A 25306-nucleotide genomic window follows, 5' to 3' on the forward strand; every position below is an offset into this window, starting at 1 on the left:
CTTTAAGAATAGATGACAGCGCCAGCTTTTCCAGTCCACAGCCTCTGTGGCAGGAAAAAAAGAGTGATTGTCACGGCCGTAAGCAAAAAAACCGCAACGCTTCATCAGTGAAGCCTGCGGTTTTTTGTTATTAATCAATCTAGCGGAATTAGCAGAGCTTTTCGGCTCGCTCGATAAACGGAGCAAGGCTCATCTTCTCTCCAGGCTTCGCCGGATCGTCAATCTGAATAACAGAGATGGGTTGGCCGCTGTTCTGGCCTTTGGCGACCTGCTGCTCCGCAGCCTCATTGAGCGGATACTGCACCAGCGTGCTCGGGTTGATAGCAAACAGCGCATGACCGGGACGGCAGGTGAGCATCACCTCCTCACGGTTAAACGCCCAGTTCTCTTTACCCACATCTAAGCGGCTTACGGTGATCACCTGCGGCGCGGCTAGCGCACTGGCCGCACAGGTCAATAACAGAAGAGTGAGAATACTTTTTTTCATTTTTTCGCCAGTTATTCAAAAAGGTTCAAGTGTCGCAAACAGGCTGACCGTTGCCAGCACCACGATGCCGAGAACCACTTCAGCTTGTGTCATCCGGATAAACGCAGTGCGCGTCTGGATCCTCTGCAAACGAAAACGCGGTACCAGTACATACCGGTTTACCACAGCAATCGTCACCATTATCAGCACCAGCGCGCATTTGACCAACAGCAGGCGGCCATACAGGCTCTGCCACGGTAGCACCAAGCCCTGAATAAGAAGCGCGTTGATCGCTCCGGATAGTAAAACTCCCGCCACCGCCAGGTGCCCGTAACGGGAAAAGCGCATCAGACTGTTTATCGCCTGATCGCGTCTGTGCGCCGTCACCAGATGCATACAATACAGTACCGGCAGCAGGCCGCCAAACCATGCGGCGGCACAGAGTAGATGCACGGCGTAATTGACACGGGTGAATAGTCCCGTTGCGCCGTCGTACATTGCCGCATGGCCGGTATTCGCCAGCAGCAGCAGCTGGGCAGTGACCAGCAGCAACACCCGTCCCTGCTGATGCATGAAGCCCAGCAGTAGCGTTGCCAGCGCGAGAACAATCTGCCACAGCCAGACGCTGCCAAACTGGGTTTCGCTCACCGCCAGCCAGATATCCGGCTGCCAGACATCATGCCAGCCGTTGCCCATCATACCGCCCTGTAGGGCAAACATCAGCAATGCACAGACAAACGTCAGCGCCAGCGCGGCACGCTGCATGAACATAAAGCGTCGCTGCAACGTAGAGCGAATCGCCGGATCGGCAAGCCAGTGCGCAAAGGCGTTGCTGCCAAATACCAGCATCAGGGTCAGAAAATGGATGAACCGCAGGCTAACGTAGCAAAACGCGAGCATATTACTTTACGCTAAACCGGTAGCTGCCCTGCGTTTTACGCCCGTCAACGGAGACAACGTGCCACTCTACGGTATACTCACCAGGCGTGAGCGCCTGTTCGAGGGGCGCAATCAGCTGTGTTTTGTCGTTATCGTTACGTTTTACCGTCCCGATTTTTACCGTCTGCTGCTGCGATCCGGTCACTTTTACGCCGCTGAACTTAGGCTCAATACCCTCGGAAAAATTAAGGGTCAGCGCCTGCGGAGCGGCGGTTACGTTTGCATCGGCGGCGGGATACTGATGCTTCAGGTGAGCATGCGCGAAAACGGCAGGCGATGCGGCCACAGATGTGGCCAGCAGCAGCGCACGGCAGAGTGACTTAGCGGTAAAACCCATCGTTCTATTCCTTTTTGTTATGTGTATAGCACCAAGAATAACTCTGTATAATGTACGAGTCGAGTCTGTACAGGCGCGGGCTTGCCTTTCTGCGGCAGGCTTAGTAAGTTTGCGCCGTAAAACCGGGAGGACCTATGAAAACCAATCTAGCAACACTGCCTCAGGACGAGATGGACAAAGTCAACGTTGACCTGGCGGCGGCTGGCGTGGCCTTTAAAGAGCGCTACAATATGCCCGTTATCGCAGAGGTGGTAGAACGTGAACAGCCCGCTCACCTGCGCGACTGGTTTCGCGAGCGGCTGATTGCTCATCGTCTGGCATCCGTGTCGCTTTCACGTCTGCCGTATGAACCTAAGATCAAATAATCGAACCGGCTTCTGGAGAAGAGGATGTTACGCGTAATCGATACTGAAACCTGTGGCCTGCAGGGCGGCATCGTTGAGATTGCCTCGGTGGATGTCATCGACGGTCAGATTGTTAATCCGATGAGCCACCTTGTGCGTCCGGATCGTCCTATCAGCCACCAGGCGATGGCTATTCACCGTATCACCGAAGAGATGGTCGCCGATCAGCCGTGGATTGAAGAGATACTGCCGCACTATCTGGGCAGCAGCTGGTATGTGGCGCATAACGCCAGCTTCGATCGTCGTGTGCTGCCGGAGATGCCCGGAGAGTGGATCTGCACCATGAAGCTGGCCCGTCGTCTATGGCCGGGGATCCAGTACAGCAACATGGCGCTCTACAAGTCGCGTAAGCTGAATGTCCAGACGCCCCCAGGATTACATCACCACCGGGCGCTCTATGACTGCTATATCACCGCCGCGCTGCTGATTGACATCATGAACACATCTGGCTGGACGCCGGATCAAATGGCGACGATTACCGGTCGCCCTGCCCTGATGACCACCTTTACCTTCGGTAAGTATCGGGGCAAAGCGGTAGCAGAAATCGCCGACCGCGATCCGGGTTACCTGCGCTGGCTGTATAACAACCTTGAGCGTATGAGCCCCGAACTGCGGCTGACCTTAAAGCACTATCTTGATGAAAACTAATCTTGTCGAAAACTACTCTTTTTTGCCCGGCAGCGTACCCTGCGCCAGCGCAACCAGAAAAGCGAACTCCAGCGCGACGCCCTCATAGGATTTAAAGCGGCCCGACTTCCCACCGTGGCCCGCGTCCATATCTGTACAAAGCAGCAGCAGGTTGTCATCGGTTTTGGTGGCCCGCAGCTTCGCCACCCACTTAGCTGGCTCCCAATACTGAACCTGGGAGTCATGCAGACCGGTCGTCACCAGCAGGTGCGGGTAGGCCTGTGCGCTAACGTTGTCGTACGGGCTGTAGCCTTTCATGTAGCGGTAGTAGGCCTCATCCTGCGGGTTCCCCCACTCCTCAAACTCGCCGGTAGTTAACGGAATGGACTCATCAAGCATGGTGGTCACTACGTCGACAAAGGGCACCTGCGCGATGGCACCGTGGAACAACCCTGGGCGCTCATTAATTACCGTACCGATCAGCATCCCGCCCGCACTGCCGCCCATGCCATAGCAATAGCGTTTAGAGCCGTAACCCTGCGCCAGCAGCGCGTCACAGACGTCAATATAGTCGTTGAATGTATTTCTCTTCTTGAGGAACTTGCCCTCTTCATACCAGTGCTGGCCCAGCTCGCCGCCGCCGCGAATATGGGCGATGGCATAGACAAAGCCGCGATCCAGCAGGCTGAGGCGACTGCTGCTGAAGTCAGCATCAATACTGGTTCCATAGGAGCCGTAGCCGTAGACCAGCAGCGGGTTCTGCCCTTTTCGGAAGTGTTTTTGGTTATAGACCAGCGATACTGGAACCTCTACGCCGTCGCGCGCCTTGATCCATAGGTGTTCGCTGCGGTACTGGCTGGCATCAAAGCCGTGGACCTCTGTCTGCTTGAGCACCCGCCGCTCACCGGTATCCATATCAAGCTCAAACAGGGTGTCCGGCGTAGTCATTGAAGAGTAGCCGTAGCGCAAGCGTGAGGTTTCAGGCTCGGGATTATAGGCAAGCCAGGTCACATAGGCCGGATCGTCAAAGGCGATGCCGGTCACCTCGCGGGTTTTACGGTTGATCTGCCGCAGGCTGGTTAAGCCGCGCTGGCGCTCCTCCACCACCAGCCAGTCGGTAAACAGCGTAAAGCCCTCCAGCATGATGTGTTCCCGGGGCGGGATCAGCACTTCCCACTGCTTATCGTTGCGTACCTTGGTCCGATAGAGGCCAAAGTTTTTCCCCTCGCGGTTTGAGCGCAGGTAGAAGGTGTGCTGGTAGTGATCGAGATTGTACTCGTGGTCCTTACGCCGGGGCAGGAACATGATAGGTTGCGCATCCGGCAACTCCGCATCCAGCAGCAGGCATTCACTGGTGGTCGCGCTGGCGAGGTAGATAATCACGTAGTGCTGAGAGGTCGTCTTATGCAGACTGACGTAGAACGTCTCGTCCTTCTCCTCGTAAACCAGCTCATCCTGGCAGGCAGGCGTCCCGATGGTGTGTCGCCAGACCTGATAAGGGAGCAGCGTTTTGGCATGCTTGCGCACGTAGTAGAGGGTTTCGGAGTCGTTGATCCAGACAAAGTCCGGCGTGACGTTATCCAGCATCTCTGGATACCAGTTGCCGCTCTCAAGATTACGAAAGCGCAGACCGTACTGGCGACGAGAGAGATAATCTTCCGCCAGCGCCATGATTTTATTATCCGGCGACACGGCCAGCCCGCCGAGGGTATAGAACTCACTGTGAGCAGCGCGCTTGTTGGCATCCAGCAGCACCTGCCACTCATCCCACTCGCAGCTAAGCACCGACTGGCGCTGATAGATGGCATACTCGCATCCCGGCTCATAGACGTGCCGGTAACGGTAGCCGTTGCGGGTATAGGGGGCGGAGACTTCGCGCTGGGGAAGACGATCGACAATCTCTTTTAGCAGGCGATCCTGTAACGCCTGCTGGGAGGCCATCACGTCGCGCCCGTAGTCGTTCTCCTGGTGCAAATAGTCCAGGACATCCTGATCCGAACGCGTATCGTCGCGCAGCCAGTAGTAGTTGTCTGTTCGCGTATCGCCATGCAGGGTCATGACGTGCGGTACTGTTTTTGCTTTTGGTGGCATAGCGTTATCTTTTCAGTTTACACCCTATAAGGGTGGCAAAACCCACGCATGTTGCAAGCGAAACGCGCCACCACCGCGTATAAGCTAGCCTGGCAGCGCGCTTTTTTGCGCTTTAAGGTCCTGTTCAATGCCGTCGCGCACGTCCTGAGGGATCTTCAGCGCGTCACCGAGCGCGTTAAGATAGCTGCGCTCCATAAAGTGATCGATATCGATAGCGGCACAGCTGAGGAAGTAGAGCTCCAGCGCCTCCTCCTCGTTACGCACATCGCGGGCTAATCGTTGGGGATCGAGCGGCTGCTCGATGGCCTGCGCTACCAGCGCTCTGCCCTGCTCCTCAACGCCCGCCTCCCGCATCTGCAGGTCAATCGCTTCGCGCTCGCGGGCATCGATATGGCCATCGCTCTTCGCGGCAAAGACCAGCGCCAGGATCAAACGTTCAGTGCGCACATCCAGCGGCGAGCTCTGCTGACCAAACTGCGGCTCATCCTGATGCGTACTGCGCACGCGATCTTTGTATTTGTTCCACAGCACCGTGCCGGCAACGGCCCCGCCGCCCATTAGCAGCGCGCTGGTACCGTATTTCGTAAGCAGCTTGCGGGATGAAGAGTTAGAGACCAGCAGCCCCGCCAGACCACCCAGTGCGCCCGGCACCAGCAGCTTGCTGAGTCCCTGCCCGTCGCCCGATGAGGCGGATGCCCCTTTCTGGCCCAGCAGCGACTGTAGTTGATTCATCCAGTTAGTCATAGTTCCCCCCGATTATTCTGCGTCAAACCACAGAGTAAGCGAGGGGGTGTCAGGAAATGTCTAAGCTGGCTAAAGAAGCGAAAATGCGGCTTTGGTTAACGATGGGTATAGACGGCCTTACCGCCTTTGCAGTCAACCGCCACCTGATAGTGGATGTCGGTATTTTTACCGCGAACGGTCAGCGGAACGGTCCACTTATCGTCTTTACCGGTAATCTCTTTGACGTTGATCCAGGCAACAGGGTCGGCCTGCCCCAGCGTCTCCTGGTCGTCTGCCCAGCGCGCAATGCGGTTTTGCTGATAGTCGCGCTTGACGCTGGCGGCGATACCGGCGGCATCTAGCCCTTCACAGCTGGGAAACTTCACTGATTTATTATTGGCAGCCTGTACGCTAACGCTGCCGGCCAGCAGGGCCAGGCCGAGCAGTGATTCTAATTTGTTCATGCTTATCTCCTGTGCGCATAACCCACTCAAAGCATGGTACAAATTACCGGCAGCGCAAGCTGCTGTTAGGCTGCTTTAGTGCGCTTCGCCGTCGGCATATCCGTTACGGTATCGCTTTTCTCCGACGCCGCGTCAGGGTCAGGCAGCTTACCGGAGCGGAAGACCGCACTGAGGGTCTCTTTTTGCTCAGCCAGCCACAGCGCCATCTGCTCACGCTGCTCGTCATCAAACGCAACGGGTGCATTTACCAGCACGCCCTCCAGCACTTCCGCCAGATCGAGCATTTTGTCGTACGCATCGGCTTCCTTCTTGCTGGCAAAAGACATTTTTTCCTCACCTTCGCGGATTACCACGTATTTGACTTCAACCGCCATAATGCAGCCTCATTTACCTGTTTATTTATACAGTATAATAGTAAGCATTTCATGGGCGGATTGCAAGCCGAAAAAAGACACGCAAACGTTTTCGTGTATAATAGTCCGAAATTTTTAACCGGGTGGATAGTATGACTTTTTTAGGTACCGCGCTGCGTCCGGCAGCCACGCGTGTAATGCTGTTAGGCTCCGGTGAGCTGGGTAAAGAGGTAGCGATCGAGTGCCAGCGGCTTGGCATTGAAGTGATTGCGGTGGACCGCTATGCAGACGCCCCGGCGATGCACGTCGCTCATCGTTCCCACGTGATCAATATGCTGGACGGCGAGGCGTTAAAGACGATAGTGGCACTTGAAAAACCGGACTTTATCGTGCCGGAGATCGAAGCCATTGCTACGGATACGCTGCTGGAGCTTGAGTCCCAGGGCCAGCAGGTGGTGCCCTGCGCCCGCGCCGCAAAGCTGACCATGAACCGGGAGGGGATCCGCCGCCTGGCCGCGGAAGAGCTCAGCCTGCCTACCTCAACCTACCGCTTCGCCGACAGCGAAGCCGCGTTTAGAGAGGCAGTTGCTGCGCTCGGCCTGCCCTGCATTATTAAGCCGGTGATGAGCTCTTCCGGCAAGGGCCAGAGCTTTATTCGCAGTGCTGATGAGCTGCACGATGCCTGGCAGTACGCCCAGCTCGGCGGGCGCGCCGGAGCGGGACGCGTCATTGTTGAAGGCGTGGTGAAGTTTGACTTTGAAATTACACTCCTGACCGTGAGCGCCGTTGATGGAGTGCACTTCTGCGACCCCATCGGCCATCGCCAGGAGGATGGCGACTACCGCGAATCCTGGCAGCCGCAGCAGATGAGCGAGCTGGCCCTCTCCCGTGCCCAGGCTATCGCCCAGAAGGTGGTGCTGGCGCTGGGCGGCTATGGGCTGTTCGGCGTAGAGCTGTTTGTCTGCGGCGACGAGGTGATCTTCAGCGAGGTGTCGCCGCGCCCACACGATACCGGCATGGTCACGCTGATCTCTCAGGATCTCTCTGAGTTCGCTCTGCACGTTCGCGCCTTCCTCGGTCTGCCGATAGGCGGCGTGCGTCAGTATGGCCCGTCCGCTTCAGCGGTGATCCTGCCAGAGCTGAAGAGCGATAACGTAACCTTTGATAATGTGCAGTCTGCAGTAGGTGCGGGTCTACAGCTGCGCCTGTTCGGCAAGCCGGAGATTGACGGTACGCGGCGGTTAGGCGTGGCGTTAGCCACCGGTGAAAGCATAGAGGATGCGGTAGAGCGAGCGAAAAATGCCGCCGCCAGCGTACAGGTTGCAGGATAAAAAAACGGGCCATATGGCCCGTTTTTGTTGGCATTGCCCGGCGGCGCTTCGCTTGCGTGGACCTATGCTATTTACTGCTGCGCGCCTTCTACCGCTTCGCGAGCCAGTTTGGTGATGCGATCGTAGTCACCCGCTTCCAGCGCGTCAGCCGGTACCAGCCACGAGCCACCGATGCACAGCACGCTCTTCAGCGCCAGGTAGTCACGGTAGTTCGCCGGAGAGATACCGCCGGTCGGGCAGAAACGTACCTGCGAGAACGGGCCAGCAATCGCCTGCAGCGCTTTAGTACCGCCGTTAGCTTCCGCCGGGAAGAATTTAAACTCTTTCAGACCGTAGTCGAGACCCAGCATCAGTTCGGATACGGTGCTGATGCCTGGGATCAGCGGGATGGTGCCTTCGGTTGCCGCTTTCAGCAGCGGCTCGGTCAGGCCCGGGCTGATAGCAAACTGCGCGCCCGCTTCGGTCACTTCTGCCAGCTGCTGCGGGTTCAGTACCGTACCGGCACCAATAATTGCTTCCGGAACTTCTTTCGCAATGGCGCGGATTGCATCCATAGCGCAAGCGGTACGCAGAGTGACTTCCAGCACGCGAACGCCACCGGCCACCAGGGCTTTCGCCATCGGTACAGCGTGTTCCAGCTTGTTCACCACGATAACCGGTACAACAGGACCCGTTTTCAGGATTGCTTCAGCACTCGTTTTCCAGTTTTTCATCAGAGTTTTTCTCTCGCCCGATCTAAAAAAGTAATCAGTTTAAAAAGTGATACAGGTTGCGCCCTGCTCCGCACCGGAGAGTTTTTCACGCAGTGCGCTAAACATTTCGCGGCCAGTACCGACACGCGCGCTACTCAGGTCAGGAATATGCGGCTGACGTGCAGCAAGCTCGGTTTCATCCACCAGCAGAGTGAGCTCCCCTGTCTGTCCATTAACGCGGATGATATCGCCCTCGCGTACCTTTGCCAGCAACCCGCCGTCATACGCTTCTGGTGTCACATGGATCGCCGACGGTACTTTACCTGATGCGCCGGAGAGCCGTCCATCGGTGACTAATGCGATTTTGAAACGGCGGTCCAATAATACACCAAGTGGCGGCATCAGTTTATGTAATTCTGGCATGCCGTTCGCTTTTGGCCCTTGATGTCGGACAACAACCACGCAGTCACGGTCAAGCAGACCGGCTTCAAACGCCGGTAGCACGTCGTGCTGGCTCTCGAAAATGACCGCAGGCGCCTCAACGACCTGGTTCTCTACCGGAACGGCGGAGGTTTTCATTACCGCGCGTCCCAGGTTGCCGCTAAGCACTTTCGTGCCGCCGTGATGCGAGAACGGCTTGTCGATAGAGGCAATGATATCGCTGTCCAGCGAGGCGCTGGCTCCTTCGCGCCAGTCCAGCTCGCCCTCGTTCAACCACGGCTCAAGGGTGTAGCGTGACAGTCCGTGACCGACCACAGTATGCACATCCTCATGCAGCAGACCGCCCTTCAGCAGCTCGCGCATCAGTACCGGCACACCGCCTGCGGCCTGGAAGTGGTTGATATCCGCCGGACCGTTCGGGTAGAGACGCGCCATCAGGGGAACCACCTCGGAGAGTTCAGAGAAGTCATCCCAGTTAATGATGATACCCGCAGCGCGGGCCATCGCTACCAGGTGCATGGTGTGGTTAGTCGAGCCGCCGGTCGCCAGCAGAGCGACGATGCCGTTGACCACGACCTTCTCATCAATCATTTTGCCGAGAGGCATCCACGCGTTGCCGTTGCCGGTCAGGCGCGTCACCTGACGTGCGGCGGCGACGGTCAGCGCTTCACGCAGCGGCGCCTCAGGGTGGACAAATGACGAGCCGGGGAGCTGCATGCCCATGAATTCAATGACCATCTGGTTGGTATTGGCCGTACCATAGAAGGTGCAGGTGCCTGGTGCATGGTATGACGCCGCCTCGGACTCCAGCAGCGCCATGCGGTCAACTTTACCTTCGGCATAGAGCTGGCGGATCCGCACCTTCTCTTTGTTTGGCAGACCGCTGGCCATTGGTCCTGACGGGACGAAGACCGCCGGCAGATGCCCAAACGACAGCGCGGCCATCGCCAGGCCCGGAACGATTTTATCGCAGACGCCGAGGTAGAGCGCACCGTCAAACATATTGTGCGACAGGCCGACCGCGGCGGACATGGCAATCACTTCCCGGCTGAGGAGGGAGAGCTCCATCCCGTCCTGGCCCTGGGTCACGCCATCGCACATAGCCGGAACGCCGCCTGCGACCTGGCCGACGGCGTTCACCGAGTGCAGGGCTTTACGGATAATGTCAGGGTAGCGTTCATAGGGCTGGTGCGCGGAGAGCATATCATTGTAGGAGGTGATAATGGCGACGTTGTTACGCAGCATGCTTTTCAGCGAGGCCTTATCCTCCGGCTGACAGGCGGCAAACCCGTGGGCCAGGTTACCGCAGGCTAGCGATGAGCGGTGGACGGTGCTGCTTTTCGCCTGTTCGATGCGGGCAAGGTAGGCGCTGCGGGTGGCATGAGAACGATCGATAATACGCTTTGTTACCCGTAACAATGTCGAGTTCATAAAGGCTCCTGAAAATGAGGTGTCCCGGACGGCAGTATCGTGAAGAAAGTGATATTACGTAAACCACTCATCCGCCGCAGGCCGGAGGCAAAATCGCTTCAGCCAGTGTAATAAAAAAAGCGTGACGGGTGAATCCAGGGCAAGCGCAAAAGAGTAAAAATTGTGCGGGAATCTGTGTTAGATCATGTTACCGGTAAAATAGGAGGGCGATAAACAAAAAAACGGCCCCGCAGGGCCGCTTGATACTGGCAGAGTTATTTACTCAAATTCGTTCCAGGAACGGCCATCGCGGGTGATCATCGCCACCGACGCAACCGGTCCCCAGGTCCCGGCCTGGTAAGGCTTCGGTGACTCGTTATCCATTGCCCAGGCTTCGGTAATGGAGTCGACCCATTTCCACGCCTCTTCCACCTCATCGCGACGCACAAACAGCGCCTGGATGCCGCGCATCGTCTCCAGCAGCAGACGCTCGTAAGCATCGGCCAGATGGGTCTCGTTAAAGGTCTCAGAGTAGCTCAGATCCAGCTTGGTGGTTTGCAGGTTGTGCTTGTGATCGAGGCCCGGAACTTTGTTAAGGATCTGGATATCCACGCCCTCGTCCGGCTGCAGGCGGATGGTGAGCTTGTTCTGGGGCAGATCCTGCCAGGACTCTTTGAACAGGTTCAGCGGCGGGGTCTTAAAGTAGACCACGACTTCGGAGCATTTGGTTGGCAGACGCTTGCCTGTACGCAGGTAGAACGGTACATCGGCCCAGCGCCAGTCATCGATATCCACGCGGATCGCCACGAAGGTTTCCGTGTTGCTGGTTTTGTTTGCGCCCTCTTCCTCCAGGTAGCCCGGCACCTTTTTGCCCTGGGCAAAACCTGCAGTGTACTGACCGCGCACGGTTTTTTCACGCACGTTCGAGCGGTCAATACGGCGCAGAGATTTCAGCACCTTCACTTTTGCATCACGAATGCTGTCCGCGGAGAGATCCGACGGCGGCGACATGGCGATCATGCAGAGAACCTGTAACAGATGGTTCTGGATCATGTCGCGCATCTGCCCGGCCTGGTCGAAATAGCCCCAGCGGCCTTCGATACCCACCTCTTCCGCCACGGTGATCTCCACGTGGTCGATGGTGCGGTTGTCCCAGTTGTTAACGAACAGGGAGTTAGCAAAGCGCAGCGCCAGCAGGTTGAGCACCGTCTCCTTACCGAGGTAGTGGTCGATACGGTAGACCTGACACTCCTCAAAATACTCGCCCACCTGATCGTTGATTTCGCGGGATGTATCGAGTGAGGTGCCCAGCGGCTTCTCCATCACCACGCGCGCTGGCTTGGCGTTGAGCTTTGCCTCGCCCAGCCCTTTGCAGATAGCGCCAAAGGTGCTTGGCGGCATAGCAAAGTAGTTGATGGTGACGCGGTTTTTCTGATCGAGCATGTCACCGAGGCGGGTAAACGCGGCGGTATCGTTGACGTCAAGGTTACAGAAATCGAGGCGTCCGCTGAGCGTATCCCAGAGGCTTTCATCGATTTTCTCTTTCATGAAGGTGTCGAGCGCTTCACGCACGATTTCGGTGTACTTCTCTTTATCCCAGTCCGCACGTCCAACCCCAAGGATACGCGTCTCTGGGTGGATCTGGCCTGCTTTTTCAAGTTGATACAGGGAAGGCAGCAATTTCCGGCGTGCAAGATCGCCTTTCGCGCCGAAAATGACCAGGTCACATGCCTGGGCTGTTTGCGTTACCGCCATGTCATTCTCCTCAGTTGGCTGTCCTGGTACTTTCGCCAGGGCATAGCTGTAATTTTATTACACTGCACTGTACTGCTTTTACGTAAATCCCGAAACCGTTACCGCTTATCCTCCCGTGCGCTTTCGCTCAGGCGGCTAAAAAATGGGTTAATCGCCCTGAAAAGTCAGGGAATTTGTCTTGAATCGAGTAGCTAAAATTCGACTCTGATCAAGTAATGAAAAAAAACAACACATTTTCCCGCTGTTGTTTACCTTTCCTGGCCCCACAAGGGTAATATCGACTGAAACGCAGCACAATTTCATCCGCTAGTGAAATTGATTTTAGCCATGAGCGCCCCGTTAATAATGAACATGCTGGAAAAAATTCAGTCTCAGCTGGAACACCTTAGCAAATCCGAACGAAAAGTGGCGGAAGTCATACTCACCTCGCCGGACCAGGCCATTCACTCCAGCATCGCTGCGCTGGCGCAGGAGGCCGGGGTCAGCGAACCTACGGTAAACCGCTTCTGCCGCAGCATGGAAACCCGCGGCTTTCCCGATTTTAAGCTGCACCTGGCCCAGAGCTTAGCTAACGGCACGCCCTATGTTAATCGCAATGTCGATGAAGATGACAGCGTTGAGGCCTATACCGGTAAAATATTTGAGTCGGCGATGGCCAGCCTGGATCATGTTCGTCAGTCGCTGGATATGCCAGCCGTTAACCGCGCCGTCGACCTGCTGACCCAGGCAAAGAAGATCGCCTTCTTTGGCCTTGGCTCCTCGGCGGCAGTTGCCCATGACGCCATGAACAAATTCTTCCGCTTCAACGTGCCGGTGGTCTACACCGATGACATCGTCCTGCAGCGCATGAGCTGTATGAACTGCAATGAAGATGATGTGGTGGTGCTCATCTCCCACACCGGCCGGACCAAAAGCCTGGTGGAGCTGGCGCAGCTGGCCCGCGAGAGCGATGCAATGGTCATTGCCATCACCTCGGCGGGAACGCCGCTGGCTCGGGAAGCGACGCTGGCGATCACTCTGGACGTGCCGGAGGATACCGACATCTATATGCCGATGGTCTCGCGTCTGGCCCAGCTTACGGTTATTGACGTGCTGGCGACGGGCTTTACTCTGCGTCGGGGGGCAAAATTCAGAGATAACTTGAAGCGAGTCAAGGAAGCGCTTAAGGAATCGCGTTTTGATAAGGAGCTCCTGACCGGGAGCGATAAACATTAAAATTTTATAACAGCGTTGTAATTCATTACGGCATTCGGTTAAGTTTTTGATTTGCCAAATCGGCGCCCAGAACTGCCGAATTCATATTCACGCAACACCTGGTTGTTTCAGTCAACGGAGTAATACATGTCCAGAAGGCTTCGCAGAACTAAAATCGTTACCACCCTGGGTCCAGCTACCGACCGCGATAATAACCTTGAAAAGATCATCGCTGCTGGTGCTAACGTGGTACGTATGAACTTCTCCCACGGCACGCCAGAAGATCATAAGCTGCGTGCAGATAAAGTGCGCGAGATTGCGGCAAAACTGGGACGTCATGTTGCTATTCTTGGGGACCTGCAGGGTCCAAAAATTCGTGTGTCGACCTTCAAAGAGGGAAAAGTGTTCCTCAACGTTGGCGATAAGTTCCTGCTTGATGCCAATCTTGGTAAAGGTGAAGGCGATAAAGAGCGCGTCGGCATCGACTATAAAGGCCTGCCTGCGGACGTGGTTCCTGGCGACATTCTGCTGCTCGACGACGGTCGTGTGCAGCTGAAGGTGATTGAAGTTCAGGGCATGAAGGTGTTCACCGAGGTGACCGTTGGCGGTCCGCTGTCGAACAACAAAGGGATCAACAAGCTGGGCGGCGGTCTCTCCGCCGAGGCGCTGACCGATAAAGACAAGGCCGATATCATCACCGCCGCGCAGATTGGCGTTGACTACCTGGCCGTCTCCTTCCCGCGCTGTGGGGAAGACCTGAACTACGCCCGTCGTCTGGCGCGCGATGCAGGCTGCGATGCCAAAATCGTCGCCAAGGTTGAGCGTGCGGAAGCCGTTTGCGATCAGGATGCGATGGACGATGTGATCCTCGCCTCTGACGTCGTGATGGTTGCCCGTGGCGACCTCGGCGTTGAGATTGGCGACCCGGAGCTGGTGGGCATTCAGAAGGCGCTGATCCGCCGCGCACGCCAGCTTAACCGCTCCGTGATCACCGCTACCCAGATGATGGAGTCGATGATCACCAACCCGATGCCAACCCGCGCCGAAGTGATGGACGTGGCCAACGCCGTACTGGATGGGACCGATGCCGTGATGCTCTCTGCTGAAACCGCCGCCGGCCAATATCCGGCAGAGACCGTGGCTGCGATGGCCCGCGTCTGCCTGGGTGCGGAGAAGATCCCAAGCATCAACGTCTCCAAGCACCGCCTCGATATCCAGTTCGAAAACGTGGAAGAGGCGATTGCGATGTCTGCGATGTATGCCGCGAACCATTTGAAGGGCGTTACCGCCATCATCACCATGACCGAATCGGGCCGCACCGCGCTAATGACCTCGCGCATCAGCTCTGGTCTGCCGATCTTCGCCATGTCGCGCCATGAACGTACCCTGAACCTTACCGCGCTCTACCGTGGCGTCACCCCGGTCTACTTCGACAGCAACAACGATGGCGTAGTCGCCGCGCATGATGCGGTCAACCTGCTGCGGGATAAAGGCTACCTGGTCTCGGGCGATCTGGTTATCGTCACCCAGGGCGATGTAATGGGCACCATTGGCACCACTAATACCACCCGCATCCTGACCGTGGATTAAGGTTCACGTATTCCCCGGTGGCGCTGCGCTTACCGGGGCTACGATATGTGTAGTAGGCCGGGTAAGCGAAGCGCCACCCGGCTTTTACCCGCCATCAAGCGTATTCCCCTATTTCCTGAACAGCTCTTTGCGCTTGTACGGCTCCTGCTCGCCAGGTTTGCGCGTCTTAAGCAGCTTTAAAATCCAGGTGTACTGCTCCGGGTGCGGCCCGACAAAGATCTCCACCTCTTCATTCATCCGTCTGGCGAGGGTGTTATCATCGGCATCCAGCAGATCGTCCATTGGCGGTCTCACCAGAATGGTCAGGCGATGGGTTTTACCATCATAGACCGGAAACAGCGGCACGACGCGGGCGCGGCAGACCTTCATCAGGCGACCAATGGCCGGCAGCGTTGCTTTATAGGTGGCAAAGAAGTCGACGAACTCACTCTGCTCCGGGCCGTGGTCCTGATCGGGCAGGTAGTATCCCCAGTAGCCCTGGCGCACCGAGTGGATAAAAGGTTTGATGCCGTCGTTGCGCGCGTGCAGGCGACCGCCAAAACGACGGCGCACTCGGTTCCAGACGTAGTCGAAAACCTTGTTGCCCTGGTTGTGGAACATCGCAGCCATCGTCTGCCCCTGGGAAGCCATCAGCATCGCCGGAATGTCTACTCCCCAACCGTGCGGCACCAGAAAGATCACGTTCTCACCGTTGCGCTGCATCTCATCAATAATCTCTCTACCCTGCCACTCTACGCGCCCGGCAACTTTTTCCGGGCCGCGAATCGCCAGTTCGGCCATCATCACCATCGCCTGAGGGGCGGTCGCGAACATCTCATCAACGATCGCCTCCCGCTCGGCTACGCTCTTCTCCGGGAAGCAGTAGAGGAGGTTAATTTGTGCCCGGCGACGGGCGCTTTTACCCAGTCGGCCGCCGAAACGCCCCAGCTTGCCTAGCAGCGGATCGCGCACTGATGCTGGCACAAGCGCCACGCCAGCTAGCGCAAGAACCCCCAGCCACGCTCCCCAGTAGCGCGGCAGCAGGAACTCCTTTTCAAACTGGGGAATGTATTCACTGTTATTTTTTTTCGTTTCCATGCATCTTCCGGGAGCCGATAGACTCGGGTCAGAGAAATAATCAGATATCAGTTAACGTGATAGTTTAGCGAGACGTCTGGCTTCACACAAAAGAAAAAGCCGGTGCCCTTGGGCGACCGGCTTTAGTAGCTCTCCTGCTGGGCAAACTAGTCGAAGCGCAGCTGGGGCATAACCTCTTTCACCTGCGCCAGGTAGTCGCGGCGATCGCTGCCGGTCAGCCCTTCGGTACGCGGCAGCTTCGCCGTTAACGGGTTGACCGCCTGCTGGTTGATCCATACTTCATAGTGCAGATGCGGGCCGGTTGAGCGACCGGTATTACCGGAAAGCGCAATACGATCGCCCCGCTTCACCTTCTGGCCATCTTTCACCAGCAGCTTACGCAGGTGCATATAGCGCGTGGTGTAAGTGCGACCGTGACGAATCGCTACGTAGTAGCCTGCGGCGCCGCTGCGTTTAGCCGTGACCACTTCGCCATCGCCCACCGCCAGCACCGGCGTGCCCTGCGGCATGGCAAAATCCACGCCTTTGTGCGGAGCCACGCGGCCGGTCACCGGATTCAGACGGCGCGGGTTGAAGTTTGACGATACGCGGAACTGTTTGGAGGTAGGGAAACGCATAAAGCCTTTCGCCAGACCGGTGCCGTTACGATCGTAGAATTTGCCATCTTCAGCACGGATAGCGTAGTAATCTTTACCGTCCGAACGCAGACGCACCCCAAGCAGCTGGCTCTGCTCGCGTTTGCCGTCGAGCATCTCCCGCGACATCAGCACCGAGAACTCATCGCCCTTTTTCAGCTTGCGAAGGTCCACCTGCCACTGCATGGCTTTGATGACGGCGCTAATCTCACCGCTGTTGAGGCCCGCTTCTTTGGCGCTGGCAACGAAGCTGCTGCCGACCGCGCCTTTCAGCGTCGTGTTAACCCAGTCACCCTGCTGAACTTCACTGCTCATCTTGAACGCGCCGCTCTCGGTGCGATCGTAGGTGCGGGTTTCGCGGCGCGACATCTCCCAGGTTAAACGCTGCAGATCGCCATCGGCGGTGAGCGTCCAGGAGAGTTGCTGACCGATCTTCAAGTTACGCAGCTCTTTATCGGTGCTGGCGAGCTGGGTGACGTCCCCCATATCCATGCCGTACTGGGTCAGGATGCTGCTGAGCGTATCGCCGGTAGAGACAACGTACTCATGCACGCCCGCCTCGTTGCCGGTTTTATCATCCAGCTCATCCTGGGGGATATCTTCAACTTCATCAGGCATCGACTGATCGATAGGCTCACTGGCCTCCGGAAGCAGCGAACGGATCTCGCTCTTCTCCAGCTCAATGGCCTTCACAATCGGGGCAGATTCGGGGTGGTAGACGTAGGGCCGCCAGACGGCGACCGCTAATGTGAGAACAGTAAGCGACCCCAGCATGACGCGATGGGGTCGGGGCAAATTGTTAAATGCCAGGGCGACAGAGCGGGCTATCTGTTGCACGTATTCACTTCCTCGTTAATCTCCTTTCAGGCAGCTCGCATACTGGTTTGAGAGTTGTTTCAAAAATTGCGCGTAGCTGGTTTTACTCAGCGCAATATTGGTGCCCAGAGGATCTAAGGTCCCCATTCGCACAGATGTTCCTCTCGCAACAGATTCTACGACCGCTGGCCTGAACTGTGGCTCAGCAAAAACGCAGGTTGCTTTTTGCTCAACTAACTGTGTTCTGATGTCATGTAAACGCTGCGCACCGGGCTGAATTTCAGGGTTAACGGTGAAATGGCCGAGCGGCGTCAGACCATAGTGTTTTTCGTAGTAGCCATAGGCGTCATGAAAAACGAAATACCCTTTCCCCTTCACGGGTGCGAGCTCAGTGCCGACCTGCTTATCGGTTTCGGCCAATTGTGCCTCAAAATCGCGCAGGTTGGCGTCAAGCTTGGCTCGACTTTGCGGCATAACTTCCACTAATTTTTGATGGATTGCAACCGCAGCCAGGCGTGCTACCTCCGGTGACATCCAAATGTGCATGTTATACTCGCCATGATGGTGATGTTCATCACCGTTTTCCCCGTGGTGGTCATAGCCGTCATGCTCATCTTCGTCATGATCGCTGCCTTTCATCAGCAGCGGTTTTACGTCTGGCAGCTCGCCAATCGCCAGCTGTTTCTGCGCCGGAAGCTGCTGGGTTGGCTTCTGCATGAAGGCTTCCATGTCCGGCCCGACCCAAACCACTAAGTCCGCGCTTTGTAAGCGTTTTACATCCGAAGGGCGCAATGAGTAATCATGCTCAGACGCGCCGTCAGGCAGTAAGACTTCTGTCTTAGTCACACCGTCGGTAATGGCCGCGGTGATGAAGCCCAGAGGCTTAAGCGAAGCGACAACGGCCGCGTTGGCGGGAGAGAGTGTTATGCTCATCAGAGCGGTGGAGATTGCAGCGCAAAGAAGCGTATTTTTATGTAACATAATGCGACTAATCATCGTAATAAGTGGGTGGAATGTGATATTATAACATTCTATGACTTGTGCAAGCCCTTAAACACTATGACAAATCTTGTTTCGCTGGAAAACGTATCCGTCTCCTTCGGTCAACGCCGCGTCCTGTCTGACATTTCGCTGGTGCTAAGCCCTGGAAAAATTTTAACCCTGCTGGGTCCAAACGGAGCGGGAAAATCGACCCTCGTGCGCGTGGTGCTTGGCCTTGTAGCAGCCGATTCCGGGACAATCAAGCGCGACAAGGCGCTGCGCATTGGCTATGTTCCGCAGAAGCTACATCTGGATGCCACCCTGCCCCTGACCGTTAGCCGTTTTTTGCGCCTGCGTCCGGGTACGCGTAAGGACGAGATCCTCCCCGCCCTGAAACGTGTTCAGGCCGGCCATCTCATTGATGCCCCGATGCAAAAACTCTCCGGCGGCGAGACCCAGCGCGTGCTGCTGGCTCGCGCCCTGCTCAACTCGCCGCAGCTGCTGGTGCTGGATGAACCCACCCAGGGCGTAGACGTCAACGGCCAGGTGGCGCTGTACGATCTGATTGACCAGCTGCGTCGGGAGCTTAACTGCGCCGTACTGATGGTTTCTCACGATCTGCATCTGGTGATGGCAAAAACTGACGAGGTGCTGTGCCTGAACCACCATATCTGCTGCTCCGGTACGCCAGAAGTGGTGGCTATGCACCCGCAGTTTATCTCCATGTTCGGGCCGCGCGGCGCAGAACAGCTGGGTATCTATCGCCATAACCATAACCATCGCCATGATTTACAGGGCCGTATCGTACTGCGCCGGGGAAATGGAAACTCATGATTGAACTTCTTCTGCCCGGCTGGCTGGCCGGGATGATGCTGGCCTGTGCCGCAGGCCCGCTGGGCTCCTTTGTGGTCTGGCGTCGGATGTCCTACTTCGGCGATACGCTCGCCCATGCCTCGCTGCTCGGCGTTGCCTTTGGTCTGCTGCTGAACGTCAACCCGTTTTATGCGGTCATTGTCGTCACGCTGCTGCTTGCCGGCGGGCTGGTGTGGCTGGAGAAGCGCCCGCACCTGGCGATCGATACCCTGTTGGGTATCATGGCGCACAGCGCCCTGTCGCTGGGTCTGGTGGTGGTGAGCCTGATGTCCAATATTCGCGTCGACCTGATGGCCTACCTGTTTGGCGATCTGCTGGCGGTAACGCCGGACGATCTGATCATCCTCGGCGTGGGGGTGGCGATTGTGCTTGGCATTCTGCTCTGGCAGTGGCGCAGCCTGCTGTCGATGACCATCAGCCCGGATCTGGCCTTTGTTGACGGAGTGAAACTGCAGCGGGTGAAGCTGCTGCTGATGCTGGTGACTGCCCTGACGATTGGCGTAGCGATGAAGTTTGTCGGGGCGCTGATTATCACTTCGCTGCTGATTATCCCTGCTGCCACCGCCCGCCGTTTTGCTCGTACGCCGGAGCAGATGGCCGGGATTGCCGTAGTGGCAGGAATGCTCGCGGTAACCGGCGGCCTGACTTTCTCAGCATTCTATGACACGCCAGCAGGTCCTTCGGTCGTACTCTGCGCCGCGGTGCTGTTTATCTTCAGCATGATGAAGAAACCGGCGCAGTAATCAATTTCCCCGGTGGCGCGTCGCTTACCGGGGCTACAATACCTGCGCCATGTCTTATGGCATCTCCGGCGGCGTAATACCGAAGTGGTTCCAGGCTCTCACCGTCGCCATCCGTCCGCGCGGGGTGCGCTGTAAAAAGCCCTGCTGGATCAGGAACGGCTCCAGCACGTCTTCAATGGTCTCACGCTCTTCGCCGATGGCCGCCGCAAGGTTATCCAGCCCTACCGGGCCGCCAAAGAACTTATCGATCACCGCCAGCAGCAGCTTGCGGTCCATGTAGTCAAAGCCCTCGGCGTCGACGTTGAGCATATCCAGTGCCTGGGCGGCCACGTCGGCGGAAATGGTTCCGTCATGCTTCACCTCGGAGAAGTCGCGCACGCGCCGCAGCAGACGGTTGGCAATACGCGGCGTCCCCCGGGAGCGGCGGGCCACTTCCAGCGCACCCTCCTCGCTCATCTCCAGCCCCATAAAGCGCGCGCTGCGCCCGACGATATGCTGCAAATCGGCGACCTGGTAAAACTCCAGGCGCTGCACGATGCCGAAGCGGTCGCGCAGGGGCGAAGTCAGAGAGCCCGCGCGGGTAGTGGCGCCAATCAGCGTAAAGGGCGGCAGGTCGATTTTAATTGAACGCGCCGCCGGGCCTTCACCGATCATGATATCCAGCTGGTAATCTTCCATAGCCGGATAGAGCACCTCTTCCACCACCGGTGACAGACGGTGGATCTCATCGATAAACAGCACGTCGTGCGGCTCGAGGTTGGTCAGCATCGCGGCGAGATCTCCCGCCTTCTCCAGCACCGGGCCAGAGGTAGTGCGCAGGTTAACGCCCATCTCGTTGGCGACAATGTTGGCGAGAGTGGTTTTCCCCAGGCCTGGCGGGCCGAAGATCAGTAGATGATCGAGCGCATCGCCACGCAGCTTCGCCGCCTGGATGAAAATCTCCATCTGGGAGCGCACCTGCGGCTGGCCAATGTATTCGTCGAGCAGCTTAGGACGGATCGCGCGATCGATGACCTCTTCCTGGGTAACGCTGCCTGCTGATACCAGGCGGTCTGCTTCTATCATCCTTTACCTCACATCGCGGCGCGAAGCGCTTCACGAATAAGTGTTTCACTGCTGGCATCCGGGCGTGCCAGCTTACTGACCATGCGGCTGGCTTCCTGAGGCTTATAGCCCAGCGCCACCAGCGCAGCAACCGCTTCCTGCTCGGCGTCGTCTGCCGACGGGCCCGCGGGCGACGTCAGCACCAGATCCGCCGCCGGCGTAAAGAGATCGCCATGCAGGCCTTTGAAGCGGTCTTTCATCTCGACAATCAGGCGCTCGGCGGTCTTTTTGCCGATGCCGGGCAGCTTCACCAGCGCGGCGGGCTCTTCACGCTCCACGGCGTTGACAAACTGCTGGGCCGACATCCCGGAGAGGATCGCCAGCGCCAGCTTCGGCCCGACGCCGTTGGTTTTAATCAGCTCTTTAAACAGGGTTCGCTCCTGTTTGTTGTTAAAGCCGTACAGCAGCTGGGCATCTTCACGCACCACAAAGTGGGTGAAGACAATCGCTTCCTGCCCAGCATCCGGTAGCTCATAGAAGCAGGTCATCGGCATATGCACTTCATAGCCAACGCCGTTGGTCTCCAGCAGTACCAGCGGGGGTTGTTTCTCGACAATAATGCCTCTGAGTCTGCCTATCACGTTTCGCTCCTGCGCTATCGGCTAAAATTTTCTCTATGATATAAAAAAGGCTGGATACATATCCAGCCTCTTTTTTATTTAACGTAACCGCCCTCGCGCAAGATTGAGTCGGGTTTCACTCATCTGCATAGCGTTTTGGCTGACGTGGCAGTGGGTAATAGCAATGGCCAGCGCATCCGCGGCGTCCGCCTGGGGATTGGCGGGCAGCTTGAGCAGGGTGCGCACCATGTGCTGTACCTGGCTCTTCTCCGCGCTGCCGATGCCGACCACCGTCTGCTTCACCTGGCGGGCGGCATATTCAAAGACCGGCAGATCCTGGTTTACCGCCGCCACAATCGCCACCCCGCGTGCCTGCCCGAGCTTAAGCGCCGAGTCGGCGTTTTTCGCCATAAAGACCTGCTCAATGGCGAAAAAATCGGGCTGAAACTGGGTGATGATCTCCGACACGCCCGCGTAGATGAGCTTCAGGCGCGACGGGAGATCGTCAACCTTGGTGCGGATACAGCCGCTGCCAAGGTAGGTGAGCTGTCTGCCGACCTGGCGGATCACGCCGTAGCCGGTGATGCGTGAGCCGGGATCAATACCGAGAATGATTGACACCACGCACCTCCTGTTTTACGGATTCAGACTGCATCATTCGAGGGTTGCTGCAACCTCGTCAGAGATCTCACCGTTGTGGTAGACCTCCTGCACGTCATCGCAATCTTCCAGCATGTCGATCAGGCGCAGCAGCTTCGGCGCGGTCTCGGCATCCATATCCGCCTTGGTGGACGGGATCATCGACACTTCAGCGTTGTCCGCTTTCAGGCCAGCGGCCTCCAGCGCATCACGCACCGCGCCCATCTCTTCCCATGCGGTGTAGACGTCGATTGCGCCGTCGTCATAGGTCACCACATCTTCCGCACCCGCTTCCAGCGCGGCTTCCATGATGGCATCTTCATCGCCCTGCTCGAAGGAGATCACCCCTTTCTTGCTGAACAGATAGGCAACGGAGCCGTCGGTACCGAGGTTGCCACCGGTTTTGGTGAACGCATGGCGAACTTCAGCAACGGTACGGTTACGGTTGTCAGAGAGGCACTCGACCATTACCGCCGTGCCGCCAGGACCGTAACCTTCATAAATGATGGTCTCCATGTTCGCGTCTTCATCACCGCCCACGCCACGGGCAATGGCACGGTTCAGGGTATCGCGGGTCATGTTATTGGAGAGCGCTTTATCGATTGCTGCACGCAGACGGGGGTTGGAACCGGCATCGCCGCCGCCCAGACGCGCCGCCGTTACCAGCTCACGAATAATTTTGGTAAAGATCTTACCGCGTTTGGCATCCTGTGCCGCTTTGCGGTGTTTGGTGTTGGCCCATTTACTGTGACCTGCCATAAAAAATTCTCCAAAAGCGCCTTCTCAGGCGGCGTTAATTACAAACTCTTCAATCGCCTGCCGGTTGCTCCACGACTTGGTCATAAGGGCGGCATCCGCCGCATCGACCCAGCGGTAGGTCAGGTGCTCAGTGAACACAATCTCCCGCTCGTGAGGCAGCGCAAGACAGAACCACGATTCCGTGTTGCGCTCAATACCCGGCGCATAGCGATGACGTAAATGCATAAAAATTTCAAACTCAACCGTGCGCTGACAGTCGATCAAGGTCAGCTGCTCTGCTGCAACGTCGATGGCGACCTCTTCCTTTACTTCACGCGCGGCGGCCTGCAGCGCGGTTTCCCCCTCTTCAAGGCTGCCGGTAACCGACTGCCAAAAAGCGGGATCGTCGCGCCGTTGTAGCATCAGCACCCGTTTCGTGTCCTGGGCGTAGATCACGACAAGAACAGAGACCGGACACTTAAATGCCATTAGCTATTCTCAGCCTTTTTGATCACTTCGATACCCAGCTCGGTCAGCGCGGCCTGGTTGGCGAAGCTTGGCGCTTCGGTCATCAGGCAGGCGGCAGCGGTGGTTTTCGGGAAGGCGATCACGTCACGAATGTTATCGGTGCCGGTCAGCAGCATGGTCAGGCGATCGAGACCGAAGGCCAGGCCTGCGTGCGGCGGCGTACCGTACTTCAGGGCGTCGAGCAGGAAGCCGAACTTCTCGCGCTGCTCCTGCTCGGTAATGCCGAGGATGCCAAACACCGTCTGCTGCATTTCACCGCGGTGAATACGCACTGAACCGCCGCCCACTTCATAGCCGTTGATGACCATATCGTAGGCGTTAGCGATAGCCGTTTCCGGCGCGGCCTTCAGCTCTTCCGGGGTCATGTTGCTCGGAGCAGTGAACGGGTGGTGCATCGCGGTCAGGCCGCCTTCGCCATCCTCTTCGAACATCGGGAAGTCGATCACCCACAGCGGCGCCCACTTCGTCTCGTCGGTGATGCTCAGATCTTTACCCAGCTTCAGGCGCAGCGCGCCCATCGCGTCGGCAACCACTTTGCGGTTGTCAGCGCCGAAGAAGATCATGTCGCCATCCTGCGCGCCGGTACGCTCCAGAATCGCGTCGATGATCTCAGCGTTCAGGAACTTCGCCACCGGGCTGGTGATGCCTTCCAGGCCCTTCGCACGCTCGGTGACCTTAATATAGGCCAGCCCTTTCGCGCCGTAGATCTTAATAAAGTTGCCGTAGTCGTCAATCTGCTTACGGCTCAGGGCCGCACCGCCCGGCACGCGCAGGGCAGCCACGCGGCCTTTGGCGTCGTTGGCCGGACCAGCAAATACGGCGAACTCAACGCTTTTCAGCAGGTCGGCAACGTCCACCAGCTCCATCGGGTTACGCAGGTCTGGCTTGTCAGAGCCGTAGCGGCGCTCGGCCTCGGCAAAGGTCATCACCGGGAAGTCGCCCAGGTCCACGTTGATAGTGGCCTGCCACAGCTGACGCACCAGGGCTTCCATCACCTCACGCACCTGCGGTGCGGTCATGAAGGAGGTCTCAACGTCGATCTGGGTAAATTCAGGCTGACGATCCGCACGCAGGTCTTCATCGCGGAAGCATTTTACGATCTGGTAGTAGCGGTCAAAGCCGGACATCATCAGCAGCTGCTTAAACAGCTGCGGGGACTGCGGCAGGGCGTAGAATTTGCCCTTGTGCACGCGGCTTGGAACCAGATAGTCACGCGCCCCTTCCGGGGTGGCCTTGGTCAGCATCGGCGTTTCGATGTCGAGGAAGCCGTGATCGTCCATGAAACGACGCACGAAGCTGGTGATCTTCGCGCGGGTTTTCAGGCGGTTGGCCATCTCCGGGCGACGCAGATCCAGATAGCGGTACTTGAGACGCGCCTCTTCGGTGTTGACGTGGTTAGAGTCGAGCGGCAGCGACTCTGAACGGTTGATGATGGTCAGATCGGAGGCCAGCACTTCAATCTCGCCGGTAGCCATATCGCTGTTGATATTTTTATCGTCACGGCGGCGCACGGTGCCGGTGACCTGGATGCAGAACTCATTACGCAGTTCAGAGGCCAGCTTTAACGCATCTGCGCGATCCGGATCGAAGAACACCTGCACGATACCTTCACGATCGCGCATATCGATAAAGATCAGGCTGCCGAGATCGCGGCGGCGGTTGACCCAACCACACAGAGTCACCTGCTGCCCCTCGTGGGACAGTCGAAGCTGTCCGCAATATTCTGTACGCATGAGATATCCCTTAACTTAGCCGCAGGCCGTTTGTCGCCTGCCTTGCAGCCACGACGACGCAG

26 protein-coding genes are annotated in these 25306 nt (G+C 57.3%); 7 read left to right on the forward strand and 19 right to left on the reverse strand.

Annotated features, from left to right (window positions below; translation table 11 throughout):
* Positions 1–148: 148 nt before the first annotated feature.
* Genes RTX96_RS00370 through yobA form a run of 3 tightly spaced genes read right to left on the reverse strand, consistent with a single transcriptional unit; the run spans position 149 to position 1742 of the window.
* Positions 149–487, reverse strand: a complete 339-nt coding sequence (locus tag RTX96_RS00370; RefSeq protein ID WP_312669809.1) for a YebY family protein — start codon at positions 485–487, stop codon at positions 149–151.
* Positions 488–502: 15 nt separating this feature from the next.
* On the reverse strand, positions 503–1366 hold the full coding sequence (gene copD / locus RTX96_RS00375; RefSeq protein ID WP_312669810.1) for a copper homeostasis membrane protein CopD: 864 nt from the start codon (positions 1364–1366) through the stop codon (positions 503–505).
* A gap of 1 nt (position 1367) precedes the next feature.
* Positions 1368–1742, reverse strand: coding sequence for a CopC domain-containing protein YobA (gene yobA / locus RTX96_RS00380; RefSeq protein WP_312669811.1), 375 nt, complete (start codon positions 1740–1742; stop codon positions 1368–1370).
* Between the two features lie 134 nt (positions 1743–1876).
* Between yobA and RTX96_RS00385 the strand changes: the two genes are divergently transcribed.
* On the forward strand, positions 1877–2107 hold the full coding sequence (locus RTX96_RS00385) for a DNA polymerase III subunit theta (RefSeq protein ID WP_268107644.1): 231 nt from the start codon (positions 1877–1879) through the stop codon (positions 2105–2107).
* Positions 2108–2131: 24 nt separating this feature from the next.
* Positions 2132–2794 carry an exodeoxyribonuclease X gene (gene exoX / locus RTX96_RS00390; protein ID WP_312669812.1) on the forward strand — a complete coding sequence of 221 codons (663 nt, stop codon included), beginning with the start codon at positions 2132–2134 and terminating at the stop codon, positions 2792–2794.
* Between the two features lie 12 nt (positions 2795–2806).
* On the opposite strand, the gene ptrB is transcribed toward exoX, so the two are convergent.
* The 4 genes from ptrB to RTX96_RS00410 form a co-directional block, all read right to left on the reverse strand.
* A complete protein-coding gene (gene ptrB, locus RTX96_RS00395) occupies positions 2807–4864 on the reverse strand; it encodes an oligopeptidase B (protein ID WP_103819316.1) in 2058 nt (685 codons plus the stop codon).
* Positions 4865–4948: 84 nt separating this feature from the next.
* The gene (locus RTX96_RS00400; RefSeq protein WP_222888151.1) at positions 4949–5608 is read right to left on the reverse strand and encodes a tellurite resistance TerB family protein; all 660 of its coding nucleotides are present in this window, start codon (positions 5606–5608) and stop codon (positions 4949–4951) included.
* A gap of 95 nt (positions 5609–5703) precedes the next feature.
* Positions 5704–6051, reverse strand: a complete 348-nt coding sequence (yebF, locus tag RTX96_RS00405) for a protein YebF (protein WP_312669813.1) — start codon at positions 6049–6051, stop codon at positions 5704–5706.
* A 65-nt stretch (positions 6052–6116) separates the two neighbouring features.
* Positions 6117–6425 carry a YebG family protein gene (locus RTX96_RS00410; RefSeq protein WP_103819313.1) on the reverse strand — a complete coding sequence of 103 codons (309 nt, stop codon included), beginning with the start codon at positions 6423–6425 and terminating at the stop codon, positions 6117–6119.
* A 131-nt stretch (positions 6426–6556) separates the two neighbouring features.
* Here RTX96_RS00410 and purT point away from each other — a divergent pair, with 131 nt between their 5' ends.
* Positions 6557–7735 (forward strand): formate-dependent phosphoribosylglycinamide formyltransferase, encoded by a 1179-nt coding sequence (purT, locus tag RTX96_RS00415; protein WP_312669814.1) that lies wholly within the window; start codon positions 6557–6559, stop codon positions 7733–7735.
* Positions 7736–7806: 71 nt separating this feature from the next.
* Here the strand turns inward: purT and kdgA are convergent, their stop codons facing one another.
* From kdgA to zwf, 3 genes are all read right to left on the reverse strand, one after another.
* Positions 7807–8448 (reverse strand): bifunctional 4-hydroxy-2-oxoglutarate aldolase/2-dehydro-3-deoxy-phosphogluconate aldolase, encoded by a 642-nt coding sequence (kdgA, locus tag RTX96_RS00420; RefSeq protein ID WP_042391344.1) that lies wholly within the window; start codon positions 8446–8448, stop codon positions 7807–7809.
* Between the two features lie 39 nt (positions 8449–8487).
* Entirely contained in the window at positions 8488–10299 is a 1812-nt protein-coding gene (edd, locus tag RTX96_RS00425) for a phosphogluconate dehydratase (RefSeq protein WP_103819311.1), read from the reverse strand.
* A gap of 258 nt (positions 10300–10557) precedes the next feature.
* Positions 10558–12033, reverse strand: a complete 1476-nt coding sequence (zwf, locus tag RTX96_RS00430; RefSeq protein WP_103819310.1) for a glucose-6-phosphate dehydrogenase — start codon at positions 12031–12033, stop codon at positions 10558–10560.
* A gap of 345 nt (positions 12034–12378) precedes the next feature.
* Here zwf and RTX96_RS00435 point away from each other — a divergent pair, with 345 nt between their 5' ends.
* Together RTX96_RS00435 and pyk are read left to right on the forward strand one after the other, a co-directional pair.
* Positions 12379–13248 (forward strand): MurR/RpiR family transcriptional regulator, encoded by an 870-nt coding sequence (locus RTX96_RS00435; protein ID WP_042391347.1) that lies wholly within the window; start codon positions 12379–12381, stop codon positions 13246–13248.
* Positions 13249–13374: 126 nt separating this feature from the next.
* Complete coding sequence (gene pyk / locus RTX96_RS00440; protein WP_103819309.1) at positions 13375–14817, forward strand: pyruvate kinase; 1443 nt, start codon at positions 13375–13377, stop codon at positions 14815–14817.
* Between the two features lie 108 nt (positions 14818–14925).
* Here the strand turns inward: pyk and lpxM are convergent, their stop codons facing one another.
* From lpxM to znuA, 3 genes are all read right to left on the reverse strand, one after another.
* Positions 14926–15894: a lauroyl-Kdo(2)-lipid IV(A) myristoyltransferase gene (lpxM, locus tag RTX96_RS00445; RefSeq protein WP_312669815.1), complete on the reverse strand. Its 969-nt coding sequence runs from the start codon at positions 15892–15894 to the stop codon at positions 14926–14928.
* 146 nt (positions 15895–16040) lie between these two features.
* On the reverse strand, positions 16041–17366 hold the full coding sequence (gene mepM / locus RTX96_RS00450) for a murein DD-endopeptidase MepM (protein WP_103819307.1): 1326 nt from the start codon (positions 17364–17366) through the stop codon (positions 16041–16043).
* Positions 17367–17381: 15 nt separating this feature from the next.
* On the reverse strand, positions 17382–18326 hold the full coding sequence (gene znuA / locus RTX96_RS00455; protein ID WP_312669816.1) for a zinc ABC transporter substrate-binding protein ZnuA: 945 nt from the start codon (positions 18324–18326) through the stop codon (positions 17382–17384).
* Between the two features lie 78 nt (positions 18327–18404).
* On the opposite strand from znuA, the gene znuC reads away from it, so the two are divergent.
* Together znuC and znuB are read left to right on the forward strand one after the other, a co-directional pair.
* Positions 18405–19160, forward strand: coding sequence for a zinc ABC transporter ATP-binding protein ZnuC (gene znuC / locus RTX96_RS00460; RefSeq protein WP_103819305.1), 756 nt, complete (start codon positions 18405–18407; stop codon positions 19158–19160).
* Positions 19157–19942, forward strand: a complete 786-nt coding sequence (gene znuB / locus RTX96_RS00465) for a zinc ABC transporter permease subunit ZnuB (protein ID WP_103819304.1) — start codon at positions 19157–19159, stop codon at positions 19940–19942. The genes znuC and znuB overlap by 4 nt, the downstream gene beginning before the upstream one ends.
* A 54-nt stretch (positions 19943–19996) precedes the next feature.
* Here znuB and ruvB read toward each other — a convergent pair whose 3' ends face one another.
* From ruvB to aspS, 6 genes are all read right to left on the reverse strand, one after another.
* Positions 19997–21007 carry a Holliday junction branch migration DNA helicase RuvB gene (gene ruvB / locus RTX96_RS00470; protein ID WP_103819303.1) on the reverse strand — a complete coding sequence of 337 codons (1011 nt, stop codon included), beginning with the start codon at positions 21005–21007 and terminating at the stop codon, positions 19997–19999.
* 8 nt (positions 21008–21015) lie between these two features.
* On the reverse strand, positions 21016–21627 hold the full coding sequence (ruvA, locus tag RTX96_RS00475) for a Holliday junction branch migration protein RuvA (protein WP_103819302.1): 612 nt from the start codon (positions 21625–21627) through the stop codon (positions 21016–21018).
* Positions 21628–21705: 78 nt separating this feature from the next.
* Positions 21706–22227 (reverse strand): crossover junction endodeoxyribonuclease RuvC, encoded by a 522-nt coding sequence (gene ruvC / locus RTX96_RS00480; protein ID WP_103819301.1) that lies wholly within the window; start codon positions 22225–22227, stop codon positions 21706–21708.
* 33 nt (positions 22228–22260) lie between these two features.
* Positions 22261–23004: a YebC/PmpR family DNA-binding transcriptional regulator gene (locus tag RTX96_RS00485; RefSeq protein ID WP_103819300.1), complete on the reverse strand. Its 744-nt coding sequence runs from the start codon at positions 23002–23004 to the stop codon at positions 22261–22263.
* A 24-nt stretch (positions 23005–23028) separates the two neighbouring features.
* Positions 23029–23472 (reverse strand): dihydroneopterin triphosphate diphosphatase, encoded by a 444-nt coding sequence (gene nudB / locus RTX96_RS00490; protein ID WP_103819299.1) that lies wholly within the window; start codon positions 23470–23472, stop codon positions 23029–23031.
* The gene (gene aspS, locus RTX96_RS00495; RefSeq protein ID WP_312669817.1) at positions 23472–25244 is read right to left on the reverse strand and encodes an aspartate--tRNA ligase; all 1773 of its coding nucleotides are present in this window, start codon (positions 25242–25244) and stop codon (positions 23472–23474) included. The genes nudB and aspS overlap by 1 nt, the downstream gene beginning before the upstream one ends.
* Positions 25245–25306 lie beyond the last annotated feature (62 nt).

Source organism: Pseudescherichia sp., from assembly GCF_032052675.1.
GTDB lineage: Bacteria > Pseudomonadota > Gammaproteobacteria > Enterobacterales > Enterobacteriaceae > Pseudescherichia.